Origin of the sequence: Tessaracoccus caeni (assembly GCF_029211185.1) — a bacterium.
Classification (GTDB): domain Bacteria; phylum Actinomycetota; class Actinomycetes; order Propionibacteriales; family Propionibacteriaceae; genus Arachnia; species Arachnia caeni.
Genome location: NZ_JARGDO010000019.1, coordinates 18,142 through 33,595 on the forward strand (window position 1 = coordinate 18,142; position 15,454 = coordinate 33,595).

13 protein-coding genes are annotated in these 15,454 nt (G+C 67.4%); 10 read left to right on the forward strand and 3 right to left on the reverse strand.

The window, feature by feature from the left end:
- Positions 1-116 precede the first annotated feature (116 nt).
- From P0D62_RS15270 to P0D62_RS15285, 4 genes are read left to right on the forward strand one after another with little or no spacing between them, the layout of a single operon-like run.
- Positions 117-806, forward strand: coding sequence for a hypothetical protein (locus P0D62_RS15270; protein ID WP_275703418.1), 690 nt, complete (start codon positions 117-119; stop codon positions 804-806).
- Entirely contained in the window at positions 806-2,356 is a 1,551-nt protein-coding gene (locus P0D62_RS15275) for a DNA polymerase Y family protein (RefSeq protein ID WP_275703419.1), read from the forward strand. Before P0D62_RS15270 ends, P0D62_RS15275 begins: the two co-directional genes overlap by 1 nt.
- Positions 2,356-5,742 carry an error-prone DNA polymerase gene (locus tag P0D62_RS15280; protein ID WP_275703420.1) on the forward strand — a complete coding sequence of 1,129 codons (3,387 nt, stop codon included), beginning with the start codon at positions 2,356-2,358 and terminating at the stop codon, positions 5,740-5,742. The genes P0D62_RS15275 and P0D62_RS15280 overlap by 1 nt, the downstream gene beginning before the upstream one ends.
- Positions 5,743-5,766: 24 nt before the next feature.
- Positions 5,767-6,153, forward strand: coding sequence for an MmcQ/YjbR family DNA-binding protein (locus P0D62_RS15285; protein WP_275703421.1), 387 nt, complete (start codon positions 5,767-5,769; stop codon positions 6,151-6,153).
- Here P0D62_RS15285 and P0D62_RS15290 read toward each other — a convergent pair.
- Positions 6,095-6,559, reverse strand: a complete 465-nt coding sequence (locus P0D62_RS15290) for a hypothetical protein (protein ID WP_275703422.1) — start codon at positions 6,557-6,559, stop codon at positions 6,095-6,097. The genes P0D62_RS15285 and P0D62_RS15290 overlap by 59 nt on opposite strands.
- A gap of 138 nt (positions 6,560-6,697) precedes the next feature.
- Positions 6,698-7,264, reverse strand: coding sequence for a TetR/AcrR family transcriptional regulator (locus P0D62_RS15295; protein WP_275703423.1), 567 nt, complete (start codon positions 7,262-7,264; stop codon positions 6,698-6,700).
- A gap of 265 nt (positions 7,265-7,529) precedes the next feature.
- On the opposite strand from P0D62_RS15295, the gene P0D62_RS15300 reads away from it, so the two are divergent.
- From P0D62_RS15300 to P0D62_RS15315, 4 genes are all read left to right on the forward strand, one after another.
- On the forward strand, positions 7,530-8,483 hold the full coding sequence (locus P0D62_RS15300) for an Abi family protein (RefSeq protein WP_275703424.1): 954 nt from the start codon (positions 7,530-7,532) through the stop codon (positions 8,481-8,483).
- 77 nt (positions 8,484-8,560) lie between these two features.
- Entirely contained in the window at positions 8,561-9,346 is a 786-nt protein-coding gene (locus tag P0D62_RS15305; RefSeq protein WP_275703425.1) for a class I SAM-dependent methyltransferase, read from the forward strand.
- A 27-nt stretch (positions 9,347-9,373) separates the two neighbouring features.
- Positions 9,374-9,712 (forward strand): cupin domain-containing protein, encoded by a 339-nt coding sequence (locus tag P0D62_RS15310; RefSeq protein WP_275703426.1) that lies wholly within the window; start codon positions 9,374-9,376, stop codon positions 9,710-9,712.
- A gap of 48 nt (positions 9,713-9,760) precedes the next feature.
- Complete coding sequence (locus P0D62_RS15315) at positions 9,761-10,765, forward strand: aldo/keto reductase family protein (protein WP_275703427.1); 1,005 nt, start codon at positions 9,761-9,763, stop codon at positions 10,763-10,765.
- Between the two features lie 118 nt (positions 10,766-10,883).
- Here P0D62_RS15315 and P0D62_RS15320 read toward each other — a convergent pair whose 3' ends face one another.
- On the reverse strand, positions 10,884-12,320 hold the full coding sequence (locus P0D62_RS15320) for an MFS transporter (protein WP_275703428.1): 1,437 nt from the start codon (positions 12,318-12,320) through the stop codon (positions 10,884-10,886).
- Positions 12,321-12,420: 100 nt separating this feature from the next.
- On the opposite strand from P0D62_RS15320, the gene P0D62_RS15325 reads away from it, so the two are divergent.
- A complete protein-coding gene (locus tag P0D62_RS15325; protein WP_275703429.1) occupies positions 12,421-13,053 on the forward strand; it encodes a TetR/AcrR family transcriptional regulator C-terminal domain-containing protein in 633 nt (210 codons plus the stop codon).
- Positions 13,050-15,440: an FtsX-like permease family protein gene (locus tag P0D62_RS15330; protein ID WP_275703430.1), complete on the forward strand. Its 2,391-nt coding sequence runs from the start codon at positions 13,050-13,052 to the stop codon at positions 15,438-15,440. Before P0D62_RS15325 ends, P0D62_RS15330 begins: the two co-directional genes overlap by 4 nt.
- Positions 15,441-15,454 lie beyond the last annotated feature (14 nt).

Genomic DNA, 15,454 nt, shown 5'->3' on the forward strand with positions numbered 1-15,454 from the left:
GCATCCCTGTGAAGACCTTTTCATGAGGGTCTGACAAGCGGAATCGGGGTGTCCATGGGGGCGTCCGAGGGACCGTTTCTCTTGACAGATTCGGTCGAGCGTTTGATTATTAGTATGTGTTCACGCGTTCGAAAACAGCCGCTCCGCTGCCGGATCTGATCCGGCAGTTGCAAGGCCCTGCGGATGCTCGGACACGGCTGTTTCCGGTGCCCGACGGCGTGGCCGAGGTGCTGCCCGATCCCGGCCTTCGACGGGGTTCCGCCTACGCCCTGGACGCTCCGGGGGCGTTGTTGCTGGCGCTGCTGGCGGAGCCTTCCAAGGATGGAGCCTGGTGCGGCGTGGTGGGCATCCCCGAGCTGGGGGCGGAGGCCGCGCACGAGGCAGGCGTCGCGATGGATCGTCTGGTTCTGGTGCCGGATCCGGGGCGACGCTGGCTGTCGGTGGTGGCGGCGCTGGCCGAGGTACTGGGAGTGATCGCGGTGCGGCCCAGCGGCTCGGTGAGCCCCGCCGACGCCAATCGGCTGGCCCCGCGCCTGCGCGACCGCGAATCGACGATGCTCGTCGTCGGGCAGTGGCCACGCGCCGAGGCGACGCTGCGGGTGGAGAGCTCGGTCTGGTCCGGGGTCGGCACCGGCTACGGACACCTCGAGGGGCGCGAGGCGACGCTGAGCGTCACCTCCAAGCGCTATCCCATGCCGCGTCGCACGCGGCTGCTGCTGCCCGGTCCCGATGGCCGGGTTGCCCCCGTCACCACTCCCGCGTCGGTCGAGATACCGACGCAACGCCGTCTTCAGGCGGTGGGCTGATGGCAGAGAACATGCAGCCCCAGCTCCCGGTGCGCAGCGGCGTGCTGTGGTTTCCCGAATGGCCGGTGGCGGCGTGGGCTCTGGCGGCTGGGGGCAGCGTCGAGGGGCCGGTGGCGGTGGTGGAGAACAACCGGGTGGTCTCCTGTTCCGCGCGCGCCCGGGCAGAAGGGGTTCGCCGGGGGCAGCGTCGACGCGAGGCTCAGGGCTGTAGTCCCTCGCTGCGGGTGGTTCCCGCAGATATCGACCGCGATCACCGCATGTTCGCGCCGCTCATCGACCTGCTGGAGCAGGTGACCCCCGGCATCCAGGTGATCCGCCCGGGGCTGGTGGCGCTGCGTATGCGCGGCCCGGCCCGCTATTACGGCGGCGAGGAAGAGGCCATGGGCCGGCTGCGTGAGCCCATGATCGACAGCGGCATGGCCAATGTCAGAGGTGGGGTGGCTGACGGGCTGTTCACGGCGGAACAGGCCGCCTACGAGGCCTCGCCCATCCGGATCGTGCCGCAGGGGGAGGGCTCGGCCTTCCTGGCTCCTTTGCCTGTCAATCGGCTCGGCGAGGCAGAACTGGCTACTCTGCTGCCCCGGTTAGGCGTGCGTCGCCTGGGCGAGTTCGCCGCGCTCGACGAGGCTCAGGTGCGCGACCGCTTCGGACCCAACGGGGTACGCCTGCACGCGCTGGCCGGAGGCCGAGATCCGCGGGGCGTGCAGCCGCGCACCCCGCCGCCGGAGCTGGCCCGGCAGGTCGAGTTCTCGCCGGCCCTGGAGCTGGTGGAGCAGGTGGCCTTCGCGGTGCGCACCACCGCCGACGAGTTCGTCGGAGGCCTGGCCGAGAAGCAGTTGGTGTGCACCGAGCTGCGCGTGGAGCTGACGGCCGAAGAGGGCGAGCGCTCGGAGCGGGTCTGGCTGCATCCGTCGGCCTTCGACTCCTCGGCGGTGGTCGACAGGGTGCGCTGGCAGCTCCAAGCCGCGGCCGGAAACCAGATCGACAGTGGCGTGGTGCGGGTGCGGCTGGAGCCGGTGGCCGTCGACGCTGCTGCCCATCACAGTCCGGGGCTATTCGGTTCCGGCCCCGACGAGCGGGTGCGCCATGCTCTGTCCCGGGTGCAGGCCATGCTGGGCGGCGACGCGGTGCTCACGGCGGCCATCGGCGGCGGCCGATCGCTGGCCGAACGCCAGGTGCTTACTGCTTGGGGTGAACGGGTGGTGCTGCCGCTGTCGCCCCATCAGCCGTGGCCCGGTCATGTCCCCACGCCGCTGCCCTCCACGGTCTTCCCCGAACCTCGGGCGTTGAGCGTGGTGGCCGCCGACGGTTCGGGGGTGTGCGTCGACGTCCGGGGCGCCGTCTCGGCGGCCCCGGCCATGCTGATCGACGGCGCTCGTCGGCACCCCGTCGCCGCTTGGGCTGGGCCCTGGCCGCTGGACGAGCGCACCTGGGATCCAGAACGCCAGCGGAAGGCGCACCGGTTCCAGGTGGTCGACGACACGCAGACCGCCTGGCTGTTGCTCTGCGACAGCGACGGTCAGTGGCGGGCCGAGGCCCGGTACGACTGATGGGTTTCCAGAATCCGCCGCTGCGCTGGGCCGAGCTCGAGCGCACCCTGAGCGCCCCCAAGAAGACGGCGAAGAAGCACGACGGGCCGGAGCAGGACGTCCCGTTCTCGCGCAAACGCGGGCCGTACGTGCCGCCGCCCGTCGAGCGACCCGAAGACGTGGTGCCCTACGCCGAGTTGCACGCGCACTCGTCGTTCTCCTTCCTCGACGGCGCGTCCTCGCCGGCCGAGTTGGTGGTGGAGGCCGAGCGCCTCGGCCTCCACGCGCTGGCGCTCACCGATCACGATGGCTTCTACGGCGTCGCCCGGTTCGCGGAGGCCGCCGTCGAGACCAAGGTCAAGACCGTCTTCGGAGCTGAGCTCTCCTTGGAGCTGCCCGCTCCGCAGAAGGGCGAGGCCGACCCCGCCGGCAGCCATCTCCTGGTGCTGGCCGCCGGGCCCGAGGGCTATCACCGGCTGGCCAAGGCGATCACCGCCGCCCAACTGGCCGGCGGTGAGAAGGGCAAACCCATCTACCAGCTGCCCGCCCTCGGTGAGACCGCCGACGGCCACTGGCGCATCCTCACCGGCTGCCGCAAGGGAGCCGTCCGACGAGCCCTCCTTGAAGAGGGGATCGAGGCGGCAGGGCGAGAACTCGACGGCCTCGTCGATCTCTTCGGCCGGAACAACGTCTACGTGGAGTTGACCGACCACGGCCATCCCCTGGACTCGACGCACAACGACGCCCTCGCTGCGCTGGCTGCCTCTCGGGGCTTGCCCACGCTGGCCACCGGAAACGTGCACTACGCCACCCCCGCGCAGCATCCGCTGGCTCAGGCCGTCGCGGCGATCCGGGCCACCCGCAGCCTGGACGAACTGGACGGCTGGCTGCCCGCCGCCGGCATGGCCTTCCTGCGCTCCGGCGAGGAGATGACAAGGCTGTTCGCCCGCTATCCCGGCGCAGTGGAGCGCACCGTCGAGCTCGCCGACGAACTCGCCTTTCCGCTCCGACGAGCCAAGCCAGCGCTGCCCAAGCAAGAGGTGCCGCCTGGCCACACTCCGATGTCGTGGCTGCGACACCTGGTGTGGAGCGCGGTGCCGGAGAAATACCCCACTCTCGACGATGCCGGCCGCGACCGGATCGAGCGCGAGCTGGCGGTGATCGAGACCAAAGACTTCCCCGGCTACTTCCTGATCGTGCACGACATCGTCGCGGAGGCCCGTCGTCGAGGCATCCTCTGCCAGGGTCGGGGCTCCGCGGCCAATTCCGCCATCTGCTACCTGCTGAACATCACGGCGGTCGACTCCATCCGCTACGACCTGCCCTTCGAGCGTTTCCTCTCGGCGATGCGCGACGAGGAGCCCGACATCGACGTCGACTTCGACTCCGATCGTCGCGAAGAGATCATCCAGTGGGTCTTCACACGCTACGGCCGCGACCGCGCCGCGCAGGTGTGCAACGTCATCCAGTACAGGCCCAAGAACGCGGTGCGCGACGTGGCCAGGGCGCTCGGCTATTCCCCTGGCCAGCAGGATGCCTTCGCCAAGCGAGTGGAGCACTGGACGCTGCCGCCTTCGGACGAGGAGTCCGATATCCCGCCGCTCGTGCTCGATCTGTCCACCCAGCTTCTGAAGGCCCCCCGCCATCTCGGCATTCATTCCGGCGGCATGGTGCTCACCGAACGCCCCGTCGGAGAGGTGGTGCCCATCGAGCACGCCCGCATGGAGAAGCGCACGGTGATCCAGTGGGACAAGGACGATTCCGCCTGGATGGGGCTGGTGAAGTTCGACCTGCTGGGCCTGGGCATGCTGGCCGCGCTGCAGCACTGTTTCACCATCATCGAGTCCAGCACCGGCGAGCACTGGGAGCTTTCGACCATCCCCAAGGAGGAGCCGGCGGTCTACGACATGCTCTGTCGGGCCGATGCCATCGGGATCTTCCAGGTGGAGTCGCGGGCCCAACTGGGGCTGCTGCCGCGCCTGCAACCGCGACGCTTCTACGACCTGGCCATCGAGATCGCCCTCATCCGTCCCGGCCCCATCCAGGGCGGTGCTGTACACCCTTTCGTGCGCCGCAAGACCGGCAAAGATCCCATCACTTACGCCCACCCCAAGCTGGAACCGGTGCTGAAGCGCACCCTCGGCGTGCCCATCTTTCAGGAGCAGCTGATGCAGATGGCGATGGCGGTGGGGGAGTGCACCGGTGAGGACGCCGACCTGCTGCGCCGGGCGATGGGCTCCAAACGGGGCATCGAGCGGATCGAGTCGCTGGAAGAGAAATTGTTCGAGGGCATGGCCCGCAACGGCATCACCGGCGACGAAGCCAAACACATGTACGCCCAGATCAAGGCCTTCGCCAACTTCGGCTTCGCCGAGTCGCACTCGCTGAGCTTCGCGCTGCTGGTCTACGCCAGCTCCTGGATCAAGCTGCACTACCCGGGAGCGTTCCTCGCCGGACTGCTGCGCGCCCAGCCTATGGGCTTCTACTCCGGGGCCACCCTCACCGCCGACGCCCGTCGGCATGGCGTCGAGATCCGTCGCCCCTGCCTGGCGCGCTCGCAGGCTGGTGCCGATCTGGAACCCGTCGACGAAGCTCGTGAGCCGACGGGCATGGACGCCTGCTGCGAGCGCGACCAGCCGCCGGTGGGGGAGTTCGACCGCACCGCCCCCGATCGAGGCGCGGATCATCGTCGCGACGCCAACTTCGCCGTGCGGCTCGGACTGGCGAGCATCCGGGGAATCGGTGAGGACAAGGCGAAGAAGATCGTCGAGGAACGCGATGCCAATGGTCCTTACGCCTCGATGGAGGATCTCGCCCGACGCGCCGCCCTCGACGAGGAGCACCTGTCCGCGCTCGCGGCCGCCGGCGCGCTGGAGTGCCTGGGGCTCACGCGACGCCAGGCGTTGTGGCGGGCCGGCACCGCCGCCCTCGATCAAGCGAGCACCCTGCCCGGCATGGTGGCGCCGCTGCAACCACCGCTCTTCGAGGTTCCCACCAGCTTGGAGACCCTCACCGACGACATCTGGGCCACCGGCATCGCCCCCTCCGATCACTTGCTCGCCCATCTCCGGCCCCAGCTGGATGCACGCGGCGTGTTGAGTTCGGCCGCGCTGCGCACCGCCGAGGTCGGGCGACGGGTGCACGTCGCGGGCCTTGTCACGCACCGGCAGCGCCCGTCGACGGCCTCCGGCATCACCTTCGTGAACATCGAGGACGAGCACGGCATGATCAACGTGATCTGCTCGATGGGTTTCTGGGCCAGGCACCGTCGGCTAGTACGTGAGTCGAAGGGACTGATCTTCCGCGGCATCCTCGAACGCTCGCCGGAGGGTGTCACCAACCTGCTGGCCGATTACGCCGAGCCGTTGCCCGTCACCGTGCATCACACCTCGCGCGACTTCCAATGACCGCTCTCCATGCGACGATGGGGCATGGCCCACGAGCACATGTTCGATCCCGACGATCCCATCTTGGCGCGCGTTCGCGCGATCGCCCTCGCGCTGCCCGGTGCCCAGGAGAAGCTTTCGGTGGGGCATCCCACCTTCTTCACCAAGAAGGTCTTCGTCTGGTACGGCATGTCGAACAAGGTGGAAGGCCAATGGCAGCGAAACCCCCAGTCAGTGGGAGTGCTGCTACCCGAGGACGAGCGGCTGTCGCTGCTCGAGCGCGACGACACCTTCGTCCCCGGCTACATCGGCCCCTACGGATGGCTCTGCGTGCTGCTCACCGAAGACACGGATTGGACCGAGATCGAGGAACTCATCGAGGAGTCGTACCGCCGGACGGCGCCGGCGAAGCTGGTCGCCCAACTCGGATAGCGGCTGCGGAGTCGTCGGTGGTCACCGGCGCGAAGGCCAGAATCAGCAGAACCACCGCCACCAGGGCCAGCAGGATGCCGGCCGTCGTCGAAGCGGCTGAGCCCGTCGGATCGCCGAGCTTCGACAGGCACAGCAGCGTGCTACCGACGACGCCGATGCCTGCAGCCAGCACCCACCAGCGGCTGAGCCGTCGCCGTTCGACGATGCGCTCCAAGAGCCCAGAGGCCAGGGGAGCGGAAGCCAACGACACCACCGACCCGACGGCGACGCCGGCCAGGTGCATCGAGCTGTAAAACGCCAACGGATAGATGGCCACGGCGATCGCCCCCAGCGCGATCAGTCCGCGATGCACACGCAACTGCCGCCGAGCCGCCCGCAGCGGTCCGACCGCAATGATCGCCTGCAACAGGCCACCCGGGCCGAGCGCTGCGGCGCCGATCGCAAGTGGCCCCGACGTGCGGCGCGAACGTCGCGGCCGTTCCGGTGGTGCACCAGAGGACGGACGTGATCGTGATGGCTCCGATCCCGGCGAGGCGCACGTTGCTCACTCAACGCCTAGCAAGGAGGCAACCAGCCGACGAGCATGAACGATCCGATCGGAATTCCCCTCCAGCCCCGCCCGGCTCATCGAGCCCTCGAGCAAGAAGGACAGGTGCTCGGCCAGCGCCGCCGCGTCGGGCCGCCCGCCCTCTTCCAGGTGTGCAACGAGGAAGCCCTCGATCTGTTCCTTGTGCCGGCGGACGGCGTCGCGTCCCGGCGACCCTACGGGCAACTCGGCTGCCGCATTGAGCAGTCCGCAGCCCCGAAAGCCGTGCTTATAGGCCGCGTTCGCGTGGTCGGCGTAGGCGTCGAAGACCGCAAGCACCTTCTGCTCCGGCGACTCTGCCTGCGCAAGCCTCGTCCGGTACAACTCCAGCCACTCCTCGTGCCGGGCCTCGATGTATGCCGGTACCAGATCGTCCTTGGAGGAGAAGTTGTTGTACAGACTCATCTTCGCGACGCCCGCCTCGGCGGTGATCGCGTCGATCCCCGTCGCCGCCATGCCCTGGGCATAGAACAGCCGCGACGCTGCGTCGAGCAGCCGCTGCCTCGCCGGAACTCTCGCCACCATGGCCTCCCTTTTTGCCTGTCGCGCTAGTAGGTAGATCAGTCTACTTACTATGCGCGCCGCTCAAACTGTCAGACCCTCGCGAGATGATCGTTGACATGACATCGCAGCACAAACGCCTACGCGCCGACTGGCCACCGCCGACCGCGCGACCGCGTTGGGCGATGGCCGAGCGTGATGTAGGATTGGCTACAACACGACCGGTTCCGCCCCCAACGGGGTCCAGGGCCGGTCTTCATTTTTATACCTTTCTTGGCACGGAGGCGCCGTGACGTCGCTGCCTCGCCCCCTCCCTGGCTCCGGTAAGCAATTCAAGTCCTATCAAGAACAGGTCGAGCTACTGGAGAGCCATGGCATGTTCATCGACGATGTCGAATGGGCCATCACCCTGCTGAGACGAGTGAGCTACTACCGCCTCAGCGGGTATTGGTATTCCTTCCGCAGATTTCGGGCAGACGGAAACGCCCGATCGAACAGCTTCGTCGAAGGAGCGTCGTTGCGCGATGTGGCAGCCATCTACGACTTCGACTGCCGCCTGCGTGCGGCGGCCTTTGCGGCCTTGGCGCCAATCGAGTTGAGTATCAGGGGCCTGATTGGACACGAGCTAGGCAAGATCGATCCTTATGCGCACCTGCACGTCGAGCTCCTCGGACCAACCGCACGGCAGCCACGTTCCATAGACGCGTCTGATGAATATCTGCACTGGAAACGGCGATACGAATCCGAGCTGAGGTCATCGCGCGAGGACTTCGTCGAGCACCACCGTGTGCGGTACGGAGGAAGGCTGCCCGTCTGGGCGGCTGTCGAGGTGCTCGATTGGGGAAACCTCTCCTACCTGTATGGGTTTGCGCCGAACAGGGCGCGTGACACCATCGCAGCCCGTACAGGACTCACAGCTGCCCAGCTCCAGTCGTGGCTGCGATGCCTCAATATCGTGCGTAACTACGCCGCCCATCACGGGCGCATGTTCAATCGCACCTACACTTTCCAGCCGCGCCTGCCTGCGCGCGGAGCCTATCCGGAGCTCGCAGGACTCAGCATGAATCGGACGTTCGGACAGCTCACCTTGGTCCAGCACCTACTCCACACGCTTCAGGTAGGCAATCGGCGCCTGCTGCCAAGGACGTTGTGCACCTACCCTTACGTCAGGCTGCTCCCGATCACACACCTCGGGACGCCGAATGACTGGGAGAGCCATCCACTTTGGAGTCTCGATCCTTAGCCCACCCCGCTCTCAGCCCGCACGAACCCTCTTCCTATAATCACAACAAATTAGTTTCTATTTTGGGTGTGACGCAGATGAGCGAGCAGAACAACGACGTGAAACGGCTGCAGGGGCACTGGGTTCTGGCGAAGCTGGGCAAGCGGGTGCTACGACCCGGTGGCATCGAACTGACCCGGCGCCTCGTCGCCGCAGCGGCCCCGTCGGCGTCAGACCGGATCGTCGAGTTCGGCCCCGGTACTGGGCGCACCGCAGAAATGCTGCTGCAGCCGGGCCCCGCCTCCTACAAGGGGGTCGATCCCAACCGCAATGTGACGCCTCAGCTGCTTCACGTGCTCGAGAACCATCCGCAGGCACGACTGATCGAGGCGTCCGCCGCCGAGACCGGCTTGCCCGACGGGGAGGCGACCCTGGTGCTCGGAGAGGCGATGCTCACCATGCAGCCGGAGCACACCAAGAAGAAGATCATCGCGGAAGCGGCGCGGCTACTGGCCTCCGGCGGTCGCTACGCGATCCATGAGCTCAGCCTCCGGCCGGACGATTGCTCCGACGACGTCGCCACTGAGGTCTCGCATGCACTGTCGAGAGGCATCAAGGTTGGCGCCAGGCCGCTCACCGCTCCCGCCTGGGCGGCGCTGCTGGAAGAGGCGGGGCTGGTCGTCGAGTGGCGCTCCACCAATCCCATGCGGCTGCTGGAGCCCTCGCGACTGATCGCCGACGAGGGCCTGCTCGGCGCAGCGCGCTTCGCGCTCAACGTGGCCCGGCATCCGCAGGCCCGCGCCCGCATCAAGACCATGCGCGCGGCGTTCCGCGCCCATGCCGACAATCTTGCGGCCATCGCTTTGGTCGCACGAAAGCCCTGACCACACCACTTGAAAGAGGAAAGCCACATGGCAACAACCGAACTCACCCAGACCGTTCCCGTCCTGAACGTGCTGACGGACCTGCCCGTCACCAGGGAGGCCACCACCTCACGCGTGCTGGTGAACAACCCACTGCTGCGCGTCGTCGACTTCGCCTTCGACGAGGGGCAGCTGCTCACCGAGCACAGCAGCCCGCGCGCCGTCGTCGTCACCCTGCTGACCGGCACGATGGACTTCGACCTGGAGGGGGAGACCCACCACATGGTCGCCGGGGACGTGCTGTATATGGCGCCCGGGGTCAACCACGCCCTGCGCGCCACCAGTGCCTGCCACATGCAGTTGGTGATGGTCGACACCGACGCCTAGCCCGATGCCTAGTCGTGGGGGATTTCGAGGGCGAGTAACCTCTGGGGCATGAAGTATCGCTACCTCGGCAACTCCGGACTCAAGATCACCGAGATCACCTACGGCAACTGGCTCACCCACGGCTCCCAGGTGGAGAACAACGCCGCCAAGGCGTGCGTGCACGCCGCACTGGACGCGGGCATCACGTCCTTCGACACCGCCGACGTGTACGCCAACACCGTCGCGGAGGAGGTGCTGGCCGATGCACTGAAGGGGCAGCGCCGGGAGTCGCTGGAGATCTTCACCAAGGTGTACTTCCCGGTGGGCCCCAGGGGTGCCAACGACACAGGGCTCTCGCGCAAGCACATCATGGAGGGCATCCATGGATCGCTGCGCCGCCTCGGCACCGACTACGTCGACCTCTACCAGGCGCACCGCTACGACGTGGAGACCCCGCTCGAGGAGACGATGTCCGCCTTCGCCGACATCGTGCATCAGGGCAAGGCGCTTTACATCGGCGTCTCGGAATGGAGCGCCGAGCAGATCCGCGCCGGCGCGGCCATGGCCAAGGAGCTGCGGATTCCGTTTGTCTCCAATCAGCCGCAGTACTCGATGCTGTGGCGCGTGATCGAGGACCAGGTGGTTCCGGCCTCGGAGGAGGCCGGCCTGTCCCAGATCGTGTGGTCGCCGGTGGCGCAGGGCGTGCTGACCGGCAAGTACCTGCCGGGCCAGCCCGTTCCCGAGGGCTCGCGGGCCACGGACACCAAGGGTGGCCAGAACATGATCAGCGGCTTCATGAACGACGACGTGCTCGCCCGAGTGCAGAACCTGAAGCCGATCGCCGATGAGCTCGGCCTCAGCATGGCCCAGCTCGCCGTCGCGTGGGTGCTGCAGAACCAGAACGTGGCGGCCGCGATCATCGGTGCGTCGCGCCCCGAGCAGATCGCGGAGAACGTCAAGGCCAGCGGCGTCGAGATCCCGACCGAGCTGATGGCCCGGATCGACGAAGCCCTCGGCGACGTCGTCGAGCGCGACCCGTCCAAGACCCGCGCCCCGGAGACCCGTCAGTCCTAACTTTCACGCCGGGAGGTCGTCGACGTTGGTGGCTGGGAACTCTCGCCACAAACGTCGACGACCTCTTGACTCTCGTGACAGGGGCCTGATTGAACTCCGCCACTCAGGCGGTGCGTCGTTAGGCGGCTGATCGTTGACGCCGTCGCGCGTCGACGATGGCGATCGCCAAGGCGAACAGCAGGATGGTAAGGGTGAAGACCAGCGCCAAGGCCAAGGCGTGCGAGTAGGCCATGGGACCATCTCCCTCGGCTGCGACCCTCGCAAAGTAGACGGTGGTGAGCAGGGCGAGGCCCACGGAGCCGCCGAGGCGCTGGAAGGTCTGCATCAAGCCGGCTGCGGTGGCGGCGAGGGGAACGGGAACCTCGGCCAAGGTGAGCGTCTGGTTGGGGGAGATCACCGAGCCGCTGCCCCAACCCGCGACTCCCATCAACACCGGGATCGCCCACTGGCTGATGTCCGTCGGGGCGACGGCGGCGACGAGTCCCATGGCGGTGACGGCAGAGCACATGATCACCAGGCCCCGCACGACGATGCGCCGTCCCATACGCATCACGTGTCTTCCCGACCACTGCGAAGCGACCGCAGACGTGAGCGCGAAGGGCATCTGCGCCAGTCCGGCGATCAGGGCGGAATGACCCAGGCCGTCCTGATAGAACATCGTCACCAGGACGAAGATGCTGGTGAACCCCGAGAAGTAGGCGGCGGCGAGCGCCGCGCCCATCACAAAGCCCGAGTTGCGCACCAACGCTCGCGGCAGCACCGCCGGTCGCCCGGCCGCGTCGCGCGAACGCTCCCACAGCACCAGCGCCACGAGCAGAGCCCCGGCGACGAGCAGCAGCCACCAGGGGGCGCCGGCGAGACCTTCGGGATGCGATGAGGCGGTGACGAACGGCCACATCGCGGACAGCACGGCGCCGGCGATCAAGACCAGTCCGGGCATGTCCAAGCCCAGCCCGCTCGTGCGTGGCTGTGGGTTTCGCGACGGCAGATTCCGCGCCGCCAAAGGCAACAAGGCCAACCCGATCGGCACGTTGATCAGAAATACCGACCGCCAGCCGTGCTCGGCACCAATGCCGGTCACCAGGATGCCGCCCAGCAGCGGGCCGATCGCTGTCGAGACGCTGACGGTCATGCCGAACATGCCGAAAGCCCTCGCTCGCTCAGGCCCCTGGAAGAGCTCCTGAATGAGCGCCGAGATCTGTGGATTCATGATGCCGGCGAAGGCGCCCTGGAGCAGGCGCAGCACCGCGAGTGCCGTCGCCGACGGCGCGAATCCACACGCCAGCGAAAACAGTGTGAAGCCGGCCAGTCCGATCAGGAACATCCGACGACGCCCGAAGATGTCGCCGAACCGCCCGGCGGGCACCAGCATCAGCCCGAAGGTCAGCGAGTAGCCGGCGACGATCCACTGAATCTGGGACGCCGTCGCGCCGAGCACCGTCTGTATCGAAGGCAGCGCGACATTGACGATGGAGACGTCGAGCAGGGTCATGAACCCGCCGGCCAGCACCATCGAGAAGGCGCGCCAGCGGCGGGAGTCTTGGACATCGGTCACAGCGGCCATCCTGCCACGACGCCGTCCATGGACACACCCTCATCACAAGGGTCTACGTTGTAGTCTACGGCGTAGACCCCCGCAGAACAGAGGAAGTCCCATGAGCAGCACCGCCGTCCAGCACCGAGGCGCCGTATCGGCCGACTCGATCGTCGACACGGCGTTGCGGATCATCGACGCTCACGGCATCGACGGTCTCACCATGCGACGGCTCGGCCACGAACTGGGTGTCGATCCCATGACGGTCTATCGGCACTTTCCCAACAAAGGAGCTGTGCTGGACGGCGTGATGGAGCGCATCTGGGCCTCCGTCGACGTCGCCGGCTCTGCTGACGGAGGTAGCTGGCAGAACCAGCTCGCCGCCATCATGCATAGTCTGCGCGCCGCGCTGCTCGCCCATCCCAGGGCGATTTCGATCATCGGCACCCGACCGGCCGCAGGGGCTGTGGTGTTCCTGCTCATGGAGCAGATCGTGGGCGCGCTCGTCGCGGCCGGCATGGAACTCCGGGACACCTCCGCCGATCTGCTGAACGCCGTCGTCAACTACACGGTCGGCCATGTGCTGGCCGAGGCGGGTGATCCTGTCGGCGGCGATGCCGACCGCCACGCCGACCCGATGATCTCACCCATCCACTTCCCGAATCTCGCCGCGGTGTTCAGCAGCGGATGGCAGTACAACCCTTATCGCCAATACGACCGAGCGCTGCGCTCGATGATCGAAGGATGGTCATGACCCGCTCGCTGTATCTGCGCTACCTCGCCAACGACCTGCGTCGGAACCGTGGAGTCACCGTCGCGCTGCTCGTCGTCCTGGTGCTCAGTGCGTTCCTCATGTCCAGCGGGGCGATGGTGATGGAACGCCTGGCGGGCTCGGTCGGACGTCTGTTCGACGTCGCCAAACCACCTCACTTCCTGCAGATGCACAAGGGCGACTACGAGCCGGCGGCACTCGAGGCGTTTGCGGCCGCGCATCCCGAGATCGACTCCTGGCTGATCGAGGAGATGATCGGCTTCGATGGGCAGGCGATCGCCTTCGAGCGCGCCGCGACGGGGGAGCGCCGCGACCTCTCCGACAGCATGATCGACAATCTGTTCGTCACCCAGAATGCCGAGTTCGACTTCCTCCTCGACGAGTCCGACCAGATCCCGCGGCCGGTGGACGGTCAGATCTACGTGCCGGTCGCGGTGCGGCAGCAGTTCGGGATCGAGACGGGCGACCGGCTGGCGGTCAGTACCGGCGACGGCCTGGAGAGCTTCCAGGTGGCGGGCTTCGTTCGCGACGCGCAGATGGCGTCGTCGATGTCCTCGGCCACCCGCTTCTTGATCTCAGACGAGGCCTTCCAGCGGATGACGGCCGCCGGTGGCGGCAGCCCCGAGGTTATCGTCGAGTATCGCCTCGCGGATACCGCCGTGATCGGCGACTTCCAGCGGGCCTATGAGTCCGACGCCACCCTGCCCAAGAACGGTCAAGCGGTCACAGAGGTGATGATCAGGCTGGTCAATATGTTCAGCGACGGGCTCGTCGCGGTGGCCTTCGCGTTCGCCAGCCTGCTGCTGATCGCGATCGCGCTGCTGAACGTGCGGTTCGTGATTCGCGGCACCTTGGAGGACGAGATCCACGAGATCGGCGCTATGCGAGCCATCGGCCTGCCCAGCACCTCGATCGCCAGGCTGTATCTGCTGCGCTACGGCGCCATGACGCTGCTCGCCTACATCGTCGGCGGTCTGCTGGCGGTATTGGCCGTCGACGCGCTCACCGCCGGCATCCGCACCAACTTCGCCGACGCTCCCTTCAGCTGGACGACCGTCGTCGCTCCGCTCGCCGCCCTCCTGGTGGTGTTCCTCCTCGTACTGGGTATCTGCGCCGGAGTGCTGCGCGCTGTCGGCAGGATCGACGTGGTGGGCGCGTTGGTGCACGGCCGAACCGCCCCGGAGCGCCCGGCCAAGCGTCGGCGGCGGGCTCGACGGTCGATGCTGGCGGGAGTGCGGGAACGCGGATTAGGCCTGCGGCTCACCCTCCTCGACCTCCGCGCGGAGCGCACGCAATGGGTGCTGGTGCCGGCGGTGTTCTTCCTTGTCGCGGTGCTGATCACGCTGCCCACCAACCTGCTCACTACCTTCGAGAGTCCGCGTTTCGTCACCTATATGGGCGCGCCGGAGAGCGACGTGCGCGCCGACATCCAGTTCGCCGCCGATGGCGAGGCGTCGGTGGACGAGGTCGCGGCCGAGTTGATCGACCGGATGCGCGACGATGCCCGCATCGAGGACGTCAAGGCCTACGCAGGCGCACTGCTCGAGGCTCCCGGTGAGGACGGCTGGGACGTGCTGCGCGTCGAGATCGGCGACTACTCCGGCAGCACGCTCACCTACCTCGACGGCGACGCTCCGGCGGCGGGGGAGATCGCGCTGTCGGCCCTCAATGCCGACAAGTTCGACATCGCGCCGGGTGAGACGCTCACCATCCGAAACGACGGGCGCGAGAGTGGCGTCGTCGTCAGCGGCATCTATCAGGACGTCACCAGCGGCGGCTACACCGCCAAGATGCATGGCGACGCCGTCTCGGGTGCGGAGCGCTGGGTGTTGTATGCCGACCTCGTCGACGGTGCCGACCCCGCCGTCGTGGCCGAGGAGTACGACGCGCTCAGCCCTGTCGCCTCGGTGATTCCGATGGGCGAGTACGTGCGCCAGACCCTCTCCTACGCCACCGACGCCCTGCGGTTCACCGCGATCCTGACCGCCGCCTTCGGCCTCGGCGCGGCGGCCCTGATCACCACGCTGTTCCTGCGGCTGCGCCTGGCCAAGGACCGACGCAAGATGGGCGTGCTGTCCGCCATCGGATTCTCGGCAAAGGAACTCGCCGGGCAGCTCCGGGCGAAGACAGTGCTCACCGTCGCGGCGGGCACCCTGCTGGGGGTGCTCTTCGCCGCGAGTGCCGGCGAGGTTCTCGTCGGCGGCCTCATTTCCGCGACGGGCATGGGCATCGCGCGGCTGTCGTTCATCCCCAATCCGTGGCTCGTCTACGTGGCGTTCCCGCTCCTGCTGCTCGCCGCTGGCATCATCACATCCCAGCTCCTGACCGCCCGGCTTCGCGCCGCCGACCGCAGCCAGTGGCTGCGCTGACGAGAGGATTCACC